This is a genomic window from Nocardia paucivorans NBRC 100373 (assembly GCF_000308675.1).
Lineage (GTDB): Bacteria > Actinomycetota > Actinomycetes > Mycobacteriales > Mycobacteriaceae > Nocardia > Nocardia paucivorans.
This window is the reverse complement of sequence record NZ_BAGE01000018.1, coordinates 381,115-395,054: the sequence shown is the minus strand read 5'-3', so window position 1 is coordinate 395,054 and position 13,940 is coordinate 381,115. Positions and strand designations below refer to the sequence as shown.

Genomic DNA, 13,940 nt, shown 5'->3' with positions numbered 1-13,940 from the left:
GCACGTCCTAGGGGAGTGATGTAGCACGCACACCGAAAATCGGCCGAAATGCGCGATCGTGCACACCGGCCGTGATGACCGAGCGAGCGGAACCGGCGCCCGGTCGGGGACATCACTGCCGCACGCTCAGCGGGGCTCGGCGATGGACAATGCGATCCCGTCCAGGATGTCGTGCTCGCTCACCACCAACTCCCGGATCCCGGCCCGACGGGCCAGCTCGTCGGCCAGTACCTCGGTGATGACCGCGCCGCCGCCGATCACATCCACCCGCCCGGGATGGATGGTGCGGATCGCCGCGCGCTGATCATGATTCAGGCCGACGATCCGGTCACATACCCGATGCACCTCGTCCAAGGGGAAACGACTCAAATGGGTTTTGCTCGAGTCGTACTCGGGCAGACCGAGCGCGACCGCGGCCAACGTGGTCATGGTGCCCGCGACGCCGACCCAGGTATGGGCCCGATCGACCGGGACATGGGTGAATGCCTCCGCCAGCCGCTCGGTCGCGAAAGTCCGGGCGGCGGCGATCTGCTCGGCATCCGGCGGATTACCGGGCAGGCACCGCTCGGTGATCCGGACACATCCGATATCGGCCGAGAACGCCGCCGTCACCCCGGACGCGTCCCCGACGACGAGTTCGGTGGAGCCGCCGCCGAGATCCACCACCAGAAACGGCCCCGATTCGGCGGGTAACTCCCCCACCGCACCCGCGAACGACAGCCGCGCCTCCTCGTCGCCGGTGATGACCTCCGCTTCCGCACCCGGCACCACCGTGCCCAACTCGGCGCGGGCCATGGCGAAGAAATCGTCCCGGTTCGCGGCGTCACGAGTGGCCGAGGTCGCCACCATACGCACCCGTTTCACTTCATGGGAGCGCATGAGCGCGGCATAGTCGGCCAATGCCACTCGGGTGCGTTCGAGCGCCTCCGGGGCCAGCCGACCGGTCGCGTCGACCCCCTGCCCCAACCGGACGATACGCATCTCCCGATGCACATCGCGCAGTCGGCCGTCCGCGCCGATATCGGCGATGAGCAGACGGATCGAATTCGTTCCGCAGTCGACCGCGGCCACCCGATCGTTCACGATTCCCCTTCCACACGCTCGAACACCGGCCAGTCCGCGGGAATGGCGGAACCGCGCAGGCCGTGTTCGGCGGCCAATGCCACCGCCTCGTCACCGAGCGGATTCACCCCCGGTCCCTTGGCCAGCGCGTGCGCCATCAGCACATGCAGGCATTTCACCCGGTCCGGCATCCCACCACCGGAGAAGTCGGTACCGAGCGGTTCGATGGCGTCTCGTTCGGCCAGATAGCTCTCGTGCGCGGCACGGTAGGCGGCGGCCAGATCCGTGTCCCGGGCCAGTCGGGCGGTCATCTCCTTCATCACACCCGCCGACTCCATCCGACTGGCCTCGGCGGTCAGTCGGGGATCGGTGAGGTAGTAGAGCGTCGGGAACGGGGTGCCATCCGGGAGTCGCGGGGCGGTCTTCACCACGGCCGGTACGCCGTCGGGGGTGCGGTAGGCAATGGCGAGCACCCCGCGCGGGGTGCGGCCCAATTGTTCGGCGACGATCTGCAGATCCCGGTCGTCGGGTTCGGTCACCTGGGTCCTTCCGAATGCGGGGCGGGGTCGTCGGCCTGCGGTTCGGTATCGGGCGGCGGCTCGGCGATACTGCGCCACAGGTCCGTGTACCAGGGGTCCGGTACACGAGGGCGGGTGGACGGGTCCGGCGGAGCCGGAGCCTCGATACCCGGGACCTGCACGATATAGGGCGTCTCGCCGGGCATCACCAGCCGCAGCCGGTCCCGGGCCTCGGACCGGATATAGGCGGGGTCCCGCTGCTGATCGCGGCGGGCCCGCAGGCTGTTCAGGTCATCCTCCAGCTCGCGCCGCTCCTGCGCCAACTGGGCGGCTTCGGCGCGCTGGGTGAGGTAGGTACGCATCGGCACGGCCAAGGTCATGGCCAGTGCGCACACCACCATCGCCAGGATCACCGCCCTACCGGTGGACAGTCCCAGAACAGTGCGTTCCGAGGTCTGTTTCTTCTCGGTACGGCGGCGGACCCGGGTCGCCGCGTCCGCCCGGCCGTGTACATCCGCGGCCGGGCGGGACCGTGCGGCGCGCGACGTACGGCGGTCCCCGCGGCCGGCGGGGCTGTTACCACGCGTACGTCGCTCGGTCATCTCGATCCTCGAGAGCTCGATCCGTGAGAGCTCAGCCCTCGAAGGCGAACCGCGGGAATGCGACATCGCCCGCGTACCGGGCCGAATCGCCGAGCGCGTCCTCGATACGCAGCAGCTGGTTGTACTTGGCGACGCGCTCGCTGCGGGCCGGGGCGCCGGTCTTGATCTGGCCGCTGCCGACCGCCACCGCCAGATCGGCGATGGTGGTGTCCTCGGTTTCCCCGGACCGGTGGCTCATCATGGTCTTGTAGCCGTTACGGTGGGCCAACTCGACCGCATCCAGGGTCTCGGTGAGAGTGCCGATCTGATTCACCTTCACCAGCAGCGCGTTGGCGGCGCCCTTGGCGATGCCTTCCTCCAGCCGTTCCGGGTTGGTGACGAACAGGTCGTCGCCGACCAGCTGGATCTTCTGGCCGATCTGGTCGGTGAGCGCCACCCAGCCGTCCCAGTCGTCCTCCGACAGCGGGTCTTCGATGGAAACCAGCGGGTAGGCGGCGAGCAGTTCGGTGTAGAACTGCGTCATCTCGGCGGCGGTGCGTACGGTGCCCTCGAACTTGTAGCCGCTCTCCGGGGTGTAGAACTCGGTGGCGGCGACATCGAGAGCGAGCGCGACGTCACGGCCCAACTTCAGGCCGGTTTTCTCGATCGCCTCGCCGATCAGGTCCAGCGCCTCTCGGGTACCGGCCACGTCGGGGGCGAAACCGCCCTCGTCACCGAGCCCGGTGGACAGGCCCTTGCTCTTGAGCACCGCCTTCAGCGAGTGGTACACCTCCGCGCCCCAACGCAGCGACTCCTTGAAGGTGGGGGCGCCGATCGGGGCGACCATGAACTCCTGCACATCCACCCCGGTATCGGCGTGCGCGCCACCGTTGAGGATGTTCATCATGGGGACGGGCAGCACATGCGCGTTCGGGCCGCCCAGGTAGCGGAACAGTTCCAGCCCGGACGATTCGGCGGCGGCCCGGGCCACGGCCAACGACACACCGAGCAGCGCGTTCGCACCCAGTCGGGACTTGTCCGGGGTGCCGTCCAGATCCAGCAGCGCCTGGTCGACAGTGCGCTGTTCGACGGCGTCCAGACCGATCACGGCCGGCGCGATCTCGTCGAGCACACCCTCGACGGCCTTCTGCACGCCCTTGCCCAGATAGCGGTCGCCGCCGTCCCGCAGTTCGACGGCCTCGTGCTCACCGGTGGACGCGCCCGACGGCACCGCGGCGCGGGTCAGGGTGCCGTCATCGAGGGCGACCTCGACCTCGACGGTGGGGTTTCCACGCGAATCCAGGATCTCGCGAGCTCCGACCTGTTCGATGATGGCCACGAAAACAACACTCCTTCGGCTGTTGGCACGGTAGTGATCAGGGGCGAGCCGTGCGGTTGCGAGCCTATCGTCCGCTCCGGCGGACGAGTAACCGGCACTCCGGGCACATACTGTTCGGCCGGGCGGGAATGCCTCGGCGCACCGCTCGGGCACAGTCACGCGCAGAGAGTTCCGGCGCCGAAGCGCGAGTCAGACGCGCCGTCCCACGCTGTACGCCGCGGCGCGGTCGCGCACCAGTTTCATGTAGCTTTCCGACCGGTTGTAGGTGTACAGCGCCTTGCTCCACCCTTCGGCCGTCGTCAGTCGCCCACCGGACTCACACAGGTATTTGGCCGCGGTCAAGGCGGCGTCATCGATACTGTGTGGATCGGCGATACCGTCTCCATTGGCGTCCACCCCCTGGCGTTGCCAGGTTTCCGGAATGAACTGCATCGGGCCCACCGCCCGGTCGTACACCGAATCCCCATCGAGACGACCACCGTCGGTATCGTCGACCCGCGCGACTCCCGGCGAGCCGTCCAGGGGCACACCGATGATCGGCGGATCCACTCGGCCGTCATCCCCCACCTTGGACCCGCGATACCGTCCGTGTTTGCTCTCCACGCTGCCGATACCGGCGAGCGTCGTCCAGGCGATACCACAATCCGGCCGCGCTCGGCCCATTACCGCCGCAGCATATCCGTACGCCTCCAGTGCGGGCACCGGGATCTCCAGGGCGTCGGCCTGCTCCCGTGCCCATTCCCGCAATTGCAATGCGGAGCGACCCGGGGCATCGAGATCGATCACCGGTAGCAGGGTGCCGGGTCCGGGCGGAATACCTTCCGGGATCGGTACCAGGTCACGATCGAACCCACAGCCTGCCAGGACGGCGGTGAACAGCGCTGCGGTGAGAGCAGCGACCTTCTTCCAGAACACACTTCCATCATCCAGGTGGGCGGCTCGGCCACCGCGGACGAGCACGAGGCTCGTTTCCGGATTCCGATGCGCGAAAGGACTTCCCTCGTGGCCCTCCGCTATCTGCCGCCGGATCATGGCTTTTTCCCACCGAACGAATATGTCCCGAAACTCACGTGTATTCGGGACATATCGCCGGCAGGCATGGCACGAACTCGATCGATCCGATCAGAGCCAGCGGGCCGCGTTCTGCTTATCGGTGGAGGTCATGTTGATCGCACCGTCCTCGACGACCTTGGCGATGCGCTCCATGATGTCCATCAGGTTCTCATGGGCCTTGTTCCACCGATTCTGCTTGGCGTCGTAGGCGATCTTGGCCTCGTCGGATTCCCAGGCAGCCGCCAACTGGTTGACGTAGTTCAGCAGTTCCGTGTGGGATTCGGAAATCCGCCCCTTGGAGGTACGGATATCGCCGGCCATCGCCAGCAGCTGGCCTTCCGAGTACTTCATCGACATAGAATTCTCCTGAGCTGTGAACGAAAATGGGTTCTACGACTAGATATTCAGGCTGGAGCCCAGTTCGGAGGAGGCGCCCAGAGCGTCGATGGCATCCTGGTTCGCCTGCTCGGCCTGCGTATAACCCTTGCCGTTCTCTCGAATGAGGACCGCGATCTCACCCAGCACATCGTGCAGTGCGCGAGTCTGGCGGTCGTAGTCGTCCATGATTCGACGGAAGGCGAGAGCAGCGGTGCCTTCCCAGTTCCCCTGCGAGCCCGCGACAATGTTGCGGACGTTGCCAAGCTCGGTCTGCAGTGCGTCGTTCACTGTCTCGACATGCTTGGCAGCGGTCTCCATTGCCGCTACATCGGTTGTGACGTTGCCCGCCATCGATCCTCCTTATGAGTTCGGTTCCGGACCCCTGCCTCCGCAAATGGCCCGAACTTGCCTTACATGATGATTGGACGCAGCAGCTGCCGAATCGGTTCCATGTGTTCCGAGAATGCCTCGCCCGCTCATGGGATGACTTCCAGCGAAGTTACGAGGTCTACACAGATACGCGTAATCGAGTCCTGCCCCCCTGTCCGGTACTGACACCCGATACTGACCTGGATGCTGTGCTCGACAATAACATGCCAGTCGACGAGCGACCCGTCTTCCGGATGCTCGATATACGACACCCCGGGCCGTCCCGCGAAGACCACATCACGACGAAGATCGGTGATCGAACCGGCAGGGCGCTGGGCGATCTGGGCTTCGAGAGCAGCGGCTATCCGGTCGTAGCCGACATCCGGTCCCACGGACTGCTGGATGATGGTCACGCGGGCACGAGGGCCGGTGTCGGGCACCAGGTCCACGCGGTGCGCGATGTCGGCGGACGGATCGGCGACATGCCAGCCGGCGGGCACGGTCAACCGCACATGGCCGAAGACCTCTTGCCGTGCTGGTCCCGACGTGGACGGCCGTGGTGTCGACATTACGGATTCGGACGTCGAAGTGGCAGCGGGTGCGGCCGCGCGCGTATCGGCACCGTCCCCGCCGCGTACCAGGACGAGACCGATCACGAGCGCCAGGACGAGCACCACCGCGGCGGCGGTGCCCAGATAGAGCGGCAAACGGTTATGGGGCACCGGTGTGGAAGCAGCGCGCTCCCGCATCGGCCCCAACCACTCACCGGCAGGACCGGCGGCCGGAAGCGCCGCCCGATAGGACTGCTCCTGTCGAATATCACGTGCCAGATCGGTGCCCGCCACGACGTGCAGCTCGGTCGAGGCACCGCACACCTCGGCGACGATACCGCCGATACGCTCCACGAAAGCCTGGTCACCTCGACCGGTGATCAGCACGCATTCGCAGGAACGGCCGTCGAGCAACCGCTCGAGCAGGGCTCGGAAAACCGCCGGCGCCGCTACGTCCGAGACGATTTCGGCCGCAGCGAGATTCGGCTCGTGCTCACAGGATTCGACACGGAGTCCGTCGTGGGTCGGGATCACGGTGGACGCCGTGGTTGCCAGAACACCGAACTCCACCACCACGGTGCGCCGGTCTCGGTCCCGCCGCGCGGTGACCACCGCTCGAATGGCCGCCTCGGTGAACACCACCTGCGTGGCGTACCGTTTGGCGGCGGATCCGACCACCGCCAAACGACGGGCATCCCATTCCGTCGGATATATGACGGTGAGCCGCTCACACGGACCGCCAATTCGTAGTTCCGCGAGCGCGTGTCCGATAACCGCCTCCATCGCCTGCTGTGGGGTCGGCACACCCGGCCCGTAGGCGATCCGGTCGGCGGTGAGCAGCTGCGGTACCGATACCGCGATCGACGGAGGCGCCAAAGGCTCACCGACCACCAGACTGCCGTCGCTGCCAGGGGTGACCGAGGGCGGCATATCGGCGTGCGTATACGCACTCCAGGCCCACAATCGCGTATCGGTCAGCGCCAGGTCGACAGCTGTTGTCACAGCGGTGGCATCCAAGCGGTCTGAATGAGCTCGGTGCCCTTGCGGCTCACCAGGGTTCCGCGTCCCTGCGGCAGGGCGCTCGGCCGGACATTGCCGAGCAGAACGCCTTCCTCACGATTACCGCTCATGATCAGACCCGGGGTGGCGACATCGCGCATCCGGGAGATGACCGGCTCGTACATCGCGCGCGAAGCACCACCGGAGCGACGCGAGATGATCAGGTGGAACCCGACATCTTTGGCCTGGGCCAGCAGATCGACGACCGGCGCGATCGGATTGCCGGAGGAACCACCCGCCACCAGGTCGTAGTCGTCGACAACCAGATACAGATCCGGCCCGGACCACCACGAACGGTCCCGAAGCTGCTGCGGCGTGATATCCGGTCCCGGTAGTCGGGACTGCAGCAGGGCGACGATATCGCGCACATTGACCGTCAGCCCCTGGGCATTGGTGGCGTAGGCGGCCAACCGCTCACTGTCGACCGCGCCGAGCAGGGTGCGGCGGAAGTCGACCAACACGATCGCGGCATGACTGCGCTCATTGGATTCGATGATGCCGTTGACGATGCTACGCAGCAGCGTGGTCTTACCGCATTCGGTGTCACCGAAGATGAGGAAGTGCGGATTCTCGTCGAAGTCGAGATATACCGGCGCCAGCTCCGCCTCGTCGATACCGATCGGGATCCGCGTGTTCCGCCGGCTGCGGTCCACCCCGGCAGGCCAACCGATATGACGGAGCAGATCGTCACGAACGAGCCGGTCCGGCAGCATTCGCACCGGAGGCGCGGGCCGGCCGGGGGTCGCCGCCGTGATCCGGTTCACGGCATCGGCCACGCCCACGCTCAGATCCTGCGGGTTGGAACTCCCGTCCACCCGCGGCAGGGCGGTGAGCATATGCAGGCTCTCCGGTGTCATACCACGACCGGGCCGACCCATCGGGACCAGTGCCGCGACCTTGCGGCCGAACTCGGAGTCGGCCGGATCACCGAGCCGCAGTTCCAACCTGGTGCCGATCTGATCCTTCAGCGCAGGCCGCGCGTCCATCCACCGCGACAGCGAGATGACCACGTGGACGCCGTAGGACAGACCCTGCACCGCCAGCTGCATGATCGGCTGTTCCAGCGGCTCGAAGTCCTGGCGAATGGAACTGAAACCATCAATGACCAGGAACACGTCGCCGAACGGATCCTCGTGCGCACCGGCCGCAGCAGGACTGCTCGCCGGATCGGAGGCACGCAGCCGCCGGAAATCGGCCATCGATTCGATGCCGAGTCGGTGGAATCGCGCTTCCCGCTGCCGGACGATAGTGGTGATCTCGGAGATCGTGCGACGGACCTTGTTCTCGTCGAGCCGGCCCGCGACCGAACCGACATGCGGCAGGCCCTCCAGACCGGCCAGGGTACCGCCACCGAAATCGAGGCAGTAGAACTGAACCTGTTCGGCGGTGTGGGTCAATGACATTGCCATGATCAGCGACCGCAACAGGGTCGACTTACCGGACTGCGGACCGCCTACGACCGCCACATTGCCGAGCGAACCGGACAGGTCCACCACCAGCGGATCACGCCGCTGATCATAGGGGCGGTCGACAATACCGATCGGTGCGCGCAACGACGCCATCGGCGAGTATTCGCCGGTCAGCAGCGAACGTGGGATCAGCTCGTCCAGCGTCGGGGCCTCGTCGAGCGGTGGCAACCAGATCGCGTGCGCGGGTCGGCCGTGACCGCGGATGCGCGACACCAACATACCGAGGTTGGAGATCTGCTCACCGTCCTCGACCAGCGGTTCCGGCTGGTCGACGGGGTCGGGCGGCAGTGGAATCCGGTCCGCGGGGCGGTAGTCGACATGTTTGGCCGAGAACGGACGGGCCGTGACATCTATCTCGCCGGCCTGGGTCGCCACGGTGATATCGCGTTGCGAACCGCCGCCGACATACGGTCCCGAGACATACGCCGCCTGGAACCGCTGAATCTCACCCGAATTCGATTTCAGATACCCGCCACCGGGGCTGTTCGGCAGGTTATAGGCATCCGGAATGCCGAGCACCTGACGGGATTCGTTGGCGGAGAAGGTTTTCAGACCGATCCGGTAGGACAGGTGGCTCTCCAGACCCTTCAGCTTGCCCTCCTCCAAACGCTGCGAGGCGAGCAACAGGTGCACGTGCAGTGAACGACCGAGCCGGCCGATCATGACGAACAGCTCCGCGAAATCCGGATGCTGGGTGAGCAGCTCGGAGAACTCGTCGAGCACCACGAACAGCGCGGGCAGCGGATCCAGGTCGGCGCCCGCCGCGCGGGCCTTCTCGTACTCGGAGACATTGGCGAAGTTACCGGCCTGACGCAGTACTTCCTGCCGTCGGTTCATCTCGCCGGCCAGCGCGTCGCGCATACGGTCGACGAGGTCGGCCTCTTCCTCCAGGTTGGTGATGATGGCCGCCACATGTGGAACACCTTCGAGCCCGAGGAAGGTGGCACCACCCTTGAAGTCGACCAGAACCAGGTTCAACTGATCGGGAGAGTGGGTGGCCAGCAGGCTGAGCACCAGGGTGCGCAGGAATTCCGACTTACCGGAACCGGTGGCACCGATACACAGACCGTGCGGACCCATACCCGATTCGGCGGCCTCCTTGATATCGAGGAAGACCGGCAAACCGTCCGCCCCGACACCGAACGGCACCCGCAATCGTTCCCGACCGTAGCGCGGACGCCAGGCGTGCTCGGGATTGAAGGAGCCGATATCGCCGAGACCCATCAGCTGACTCCAGCTGGAGATGGTCTCGGTCTCCTCGACCTCGACATCGCTGCTGCGCTGGGTCGCCGCGCGATATGGGGCGAGCCGGCGCGCGACCTGTTGGGCCTGTTCGGGGCTGATCCGGTCGATCACGGCGAACCGCTCCTGGTTACCCGTGGCACCACGGCCGATGCACTCGCCGTTCTCGACGATCATCTTGATACCGCGGGAAACCGCCAGGCGCGGCGCATAACCGCACAGGTCGATTATGGTGACACCCTCGAACCCGGATTCGCGGAGCTGATCCTCCTCCGCCTCCAACAGACCGCCGTCCACCACCACGATGATGTGTACGAGGTTGGGGTTGGCGGGCTGGTTGCGCGAGTAACGCACGCGGTTGGCCAGCAGCGGGTGCAGGCTCGTCAGGGCCTCGCGAATCGACCCGTAGAACATACGCCGACTGCCCACCCCGTCCTCGGCGTCCGGGTGTTGGCTGTGCGGCAGCCATTTGGTCCATTCCCAGTCGCGAACCGTGTCCGGACCGCAGACCACTGCGATGAGCACCTGGTCCGGCCCCTGGAACATGGCCAGCTGCACCAGCATCGCCCGCACCATGTCGCGGGCCTGGGCCCGGTCACCGTCGAGGGCGATGGTGGCGAAACCCTTCACCGCGATGGCCGTGGGCAGATCCGGGACCGTGGAGTGCGCGCGCACGAACCGCCGCAACGACACCGCGGCAATGGGCTCCAACTCCTCCACCGGCCCGGTTTCCGGCGCCACCAGTCGGGTGGCCAGACGCTGTCCGCCGGTGCCGATCCGAGCGTGGCAGAAGTCCTTGTCGCCGGCGCGCCGCTCCCACATGCGGCTCGTGCCGGCCAGCATCCAGACGAGGCCCGGCTCCGGATGACTCCACTCCACCGCGGCGCGCTGCTGCCGGGCGGTTTCGGCGACATCCTTGCGGACCTGGTCGAGATAACGCAGATAGTCCTTGCGGTCTTCGTTGGCCTCGGCGGCCTTCTGGCCCTTACCGCCTCCCTGCCCGGCGAACATCCCCACCATGGAGAACAGCATCATGACCGGGAACATCATCGACATGGGGTTCGACGCGATGCCACTGCCCTGCGTGAACATCAGCACCATCATCCCCACCATGCCGATGACCATCACCACCGGCATGAGCTTGAGCAGCAGGTTACCCGGGGTTACCCGGGGGATTTCGGGCGGCGGCTGAAGCGTGACCTCTCCCCCGGGAGTGCGCGGAACCTCCCGGCGCGCGCGCCGCTGAAACCGGACCGTGCTCATCGAACGAGAATCCCCCTCATTGGAATGCAATGTCCGGCTCAGTGTAGAGGCAGGCGCCGACATGTCGTACAGTTCGACCTGCATTCTGCTGTCCGGATCGGTGTCGCGCAAGCGCCCCATATCCCGCTCGAATGCGCGAAATATGAGGTAGGAACCAGTAGGGGGAGTCTTGACTCACGCGCGGCCGGCCTACATGGAGGAGGAATCCTCACGCGGGATAGTCCGTGCACCGGACCTCGCCAGGGTCACCATCCTCGCGAAACACACCCAGGTCGATATGGCCATTCCGGTGGATGTGCCGGTGGCACTCGTCATTCCGAGCGTGGTCGACATGGTGGCCCAACACAGCCGGACCAATGATTTCGACAACGAGGGTGAACGCTACGAGCCCGCCGACTGGGTGCTCGCCCGAATCGGCCATCCCCCCTTCTCCAATTCGCTGAGCCTCGGCGAACACGGCGTCCGCGACGGCGAACTGCTCATGTTGGAAAGCGCCGACGACACCGCGCCCACCCCGCTGTTCGACGACATCATGTACAACGTCGCCATCGCCGATGCCGACCATTTTCGAGGATGGACACCGCAGACCGCGCGAATCACCGGTTCGGTGCTGGCCGTGCTCACCATGCTGGTGGGTTGCCTCGGCCTGCTGACCGCCCCCGACGCGCTGCCCGGTTGGATCACCGGTTCGATCGCGTTCGGGGTCACCGTATTGCTGGTGGTGGCCGCCATGGTCCTCGGCCGGGTCTACGGGGACAAGGGAACTTCGCTGGTACTCGGCGGATGTGCGCTGCCCACGGCGTTCACCGCGGGCATGCTCTTCGTCCCCGACCACTACGGCTGGGCGCATATGCTGCTCGGATCCATGCTGCTCGGCGCCACCGCGGTCCTCGTCTGGCGGGTCACCGGGGTCGGGCTCGGTCTGTTCATCGGTGCGGCCGCGCTGGCGGTATACGCGGTGCCGGCCGCACTCGTCGGTCTGCTCACCGATCAACCGGTACGCGCCATCGGCGCGGCGGCCGCCGCCCTCGGGCTGGGTGGGCTCTCCTTGGCGCCCCGTGTCTCCATGCTGCTGTCCAAGCTGCCGCTACCGCCGGTACCGGCGCCGGGCACCCCGATCGACCCCACCGAGGACGATCCCGACGATCACCGCGCACTGCCCACCATGGAAGTCCTGCGCGCCAAGGCCGAACGCGCGCGGATGTACCTGAGCGGTCTGGTCGCGGCCACCACCCTGGTCACCATCGTCGGTTCCCTGGCCGCCACCGATCCGACCCACGAGGGCTTCTACTGGCAGGGCATAGCCCTCGCCCTGGTCTGCGCGGTGGTACTGATGTTCCGCAGCCGCACCTATGCCGGCGCCGACCAGGCGATCGTGCTGATCACGGGGGGTGCGGCGATCGTGCTGATCATGCTGATCGGCGCCGCATTCGTCACCGACCTGCCCCTGGTGGTGTTCGGCGTGGCCATGCTGGTGCTGGTTGCCGCGCTGATCCTGGGGATCATCGTTCCCGGCCAGTCGGCGACACCGCCCATGCGTCGCGCGACGGAACTCGTGGAGTACGGGTTCGTGGCGGCGGTGCTGCCACTGGTGTTCTGGGTTACCTCGATCTACTCTCTCGTTCGCGAGCTGTGAGTCGGCGGATACGCGCCGCGGCCGCGGCGATGATATTGGGGGTGAGCGCGTCGTTCGGTGGCCTGCATCAAGGTCTCGCCTACGCGGACCGGCCGCCACCGGTCGACCCCGGCCAGTTGCCCGCCGGCGACCCGGCGGCACCGCCGGAGCCCACCGAGATGAAGGCCAATACCCCATGTGCGTCCACTACCGCGGGTGGCGATGGACCTGCCGAGCCCGAGGCACAGCAGTCGCTCGGGCTGGCGCGTGCCTGGGAGTTCTCCCGGGGCGCAGGACAACTCATCGCGGTGATCGATACCGGTGTGGCCCGGCACCCTCGACTGCCAGGTTTGATCCCCGGCGGAGATTACGTCGGTAAGAGCGACGGCACCGAGGACTGCGATGCGCACGGAACCGTGGTGGCCGGTCTCATCGCGGCAAGTCAGGTTCCCGGCCAGGGCTTTGCCGGAGTCGCCCCGGATGCCCGGATCATGTCCATCCGGCAGAACAGCAGCAAATACCAGATCGCGGGTCGTTCCCGGGAACAACGCCCGGAGGATCCGCCCGAGGGATACGGGCCCATCGACACCCTCGCGTCCGCGATCCGGCGGGCAGCCGATCGCGGCGCATCGGTGATCAATATCTCGCTGGTGACCTGCACACCGGGCTCCCACAATCCCGCCGACGCGAAGGTCGCCGCCGCCCTGCGTTACGCCACGCTCGAGCGCAATGTCGTGGTGGTGGCCGCCGCGGGCAACAAAGAGAGCAAGTGCGCCGCCGGTAATCCCGACGTCGATCCGCTGAATCCCTCGGCGGATCTATGGCAGAACCTGTCCACCAATGTGACACCGGCGCGATACGACGATTACGTCCTTACCGTCGGATCGATCAAACCGACCGGGGCGCCTTCGGATTTCACCGTGCCCGGTCCGTGGGTGGATGTCGCCGCCCCCGGTGAGGGAATCGTTTCCCTCGATTCGAACGGTCCCGGGGTGATCAACGGTGTGGTGCGGAACCAGAATCAGGCCGGTCAATTGCAGGGCACCAGTTTCGCCGCGCCCTATGTCTCCGGCGTGGTGGCCTTGGTTCGGGCCCGTTATCCACACTTGTCGGCGCTCGAGGTGATGAAGCGAATCCAGGCCACCGCCCACGCGCCCGCCGAGGGGTGGAATCCCTATATCGGTTACGGCGCGGTGGATCCGGTCGCCGCGCTCAGCAACGAGGTTCCCGACACCCCGCTACCGGCCAAGCAGCCGCATCCGGCCAGGAACCTGCAACTGCCGGTGCCCGCCCCACCTCCACCACCGGACAATACGGCCAGAAATGTCGCGCTGATCGGTAGCGGAATCGTCGGCGGGGCATTGCTACTGGGCTATCTTTCGTCGTTCCCGATTCGCCGCAGGTTCGGGGTGCGCGAGGACGAGTCCTGACCCGGTATCGG

At 66.4% G+C, this 13,940-nt stretch carries 11 protein-coding genes; 2 read left to right on the top strand and 9 right to left on the bottom strand.

The annotated features are described in order from the left end of the window. Window positions 1–126: 126 nt before the first annotated feature. The 9 genes from ON32_RS03950 to ON32_RS03910 form a co-directional block, all read right to left on the bottom strand. Window positions 127–1,083 (bottom strand): Ppx/GppA phosphatase family protein, encoded by a 957-nt coding sequence (locus ON32_RS03950; protein ID WP_040788697.1) that lies wholly within the window; start codon window positions 1,081–1,083, stop codon window positions 127–129. After that, window positions 1,080–1,601, bottom strand: coding sequence for a DUF501 domain-containing protein (locus tag ON32_RS03945; RefSeq protein WP_040788696.1), 522 nt, complete (start codon window positions 1,599–1,601; stop codon window positions 1,080–1,082). Before ON32_RS03945 ends, ON32_RS03950 begins: the two co-directional genes overlap by 4 nt. Then, complete coding sequence (locus tag ON32_RS03940) at window positions 1,598–2,182, bottom strand: FtsB family cell division protein (RefSeq protein WP_040788695.1); 585 nt, start codon at window positions 2,180–2,182, stop codon at window positions 1,598–1,600. The genes ON32_RS03945 and ON32_RS03940 overlap by 4 nt, the downstream gene beginning before the upstream one ends. 31 nt (window positions 2,183–2,213) lie before the next feature. Next, window positions 2,214–3,500, bottom strand: a complete 1,287-nt coding sequence (gene eno / locus ON32_RS03935; protein ID WP_040788694.1) for a phosphopyruvate hydratase — start codon at window positions 3,498–3,500, stop codon at window positions 2,214–2,216. A 189-nt stretch (window positions 3,501–3,689) separates the two neighbouring features. Then, a complete protein-coding gene (locus tag ON32_RS03930; protein ID WP_245550794.1) occupies window positions 3,690–4,379 on the bottom strand; it encodes a lytic transglycosylase domain-containing protein in 690 nt (229 codons plus the stop codon). A gap of 243 nt (window positions 4,380–4,622) precedes the next feature. Continuing rightward, on the bottom strand, window positions 4,623–4,904 hold the full coding sequence (locus tag ON32_RS03925) for a WXG100 family type VII secretion target (protein ID WP_040788862.1): 282 nt from the start codon (window positions 4,902–4,904) through the stop codon (window positions 4,623–4,625). A 45-nt stretch (window positions 4,905–4,949) separates the two neighbouring features. Next, window positions 4,950–5,282 (bottom strand): WXG100 family type VII secretion target, encoded by a 333-nt coding sequence (locus tag ON32_RS03920; RefSeq protein WP_040788693.1) that lies wholly within the window; start codon window positions 5,280–5,282, stop codon window positions 4,950–4,952. Between the two features lie 125 nt (window positions 5,283–5,407). Further along, window positions 5,408–6,853 (bottom strand): type VII secretion-associated protein, encoded by a 1,446-nt coding sequence (locus ON32_RS03915; protein ID WP_040788692.1) that lies wholly within the window; start codon window positions 6,851–6,853, stop codon window positions 5,408–5,410. Then, window positions 6,850–10,884: a type VII secretion protein EccC gene (locus tag ON32_RS03910; RefSeq protein WP_040788861.1), complete on the bottom strand. Its 4,035-nt coding sequence runs from the start codon at window positions 10,882–10,884 to the stop codon at window positions 6,850–6,852. Before ON32_RS03910 ends, ON32_RS03915 begins: the two co-directional genes overlap by 4 nt. Before the next feature lie 169 nt (window positions 10,885–11,053). On the opposite strand from ON32_RS03910, the gene eccD reads away from it, so the two are divergent. Next, on the top strand, window positions 11,054–12,520 hold the full coding sequence (gene eccD, locus ON32_RS03905; RefSeq protein ID WP_040788691.1) for a type VII secretion integral membrane protein EccD: 1,467 nt from the start codon (window positions 11,054–11,056) through the stop codon (window positions 12,518–12,520). Window positions 12,521–12,549: 29 nt separating this feature from the next. Beyond that, window positions 12,550–13,929, top strand: coding sequence for a type VII secretion-associated serine protease mycosin (gene mycP, locus ON32_RS03900; protein WP_083874013.1), 1,380 nt, complete (start codon window positions 12,550–12,552; stop codon window positions 13,927–13,929). Window positions 13,930–13,940: the final 11 nt, after the last annotated feature.

Coding starts and splice junctions, on each gene's coding strand:
- ON32_RS03940 (WP_040788695.1), bottom strand. CDS start 2,182: ATGACCGAGCGACGTACGCGTGGTAACAGCCCCGCCGGCCGCGGGGAC.
- ON32_RS03925 (WP_040788862.1), bottom strand. CDS start 4,904: ATGAAGTACTCGGAAGGCCAGCTGCTGGCGATGGCCGGCGATATCCGT.
- ON32_RS03920 (WP_040788693.1), bottom strand. CDS start 5,282: ATGGCGGGCAACGTCACAACCGATGTAGCGGCAATGGAGACCGCTGCC.
- ON32_RS03910 (WP_040788861.1), bottom strand. CDS start 10,884: ATGAGCACGGTCCGGTTTCAGCGGCGCGCGCGCCGGGAGGTTCCGCGC.
- mycP (WP_083874013.1), top strand. CDS start 12,550: ATGATATTGGGGGTGAGCGCGTCGTTCGGTGGCCTGCATCAAGGTCTC.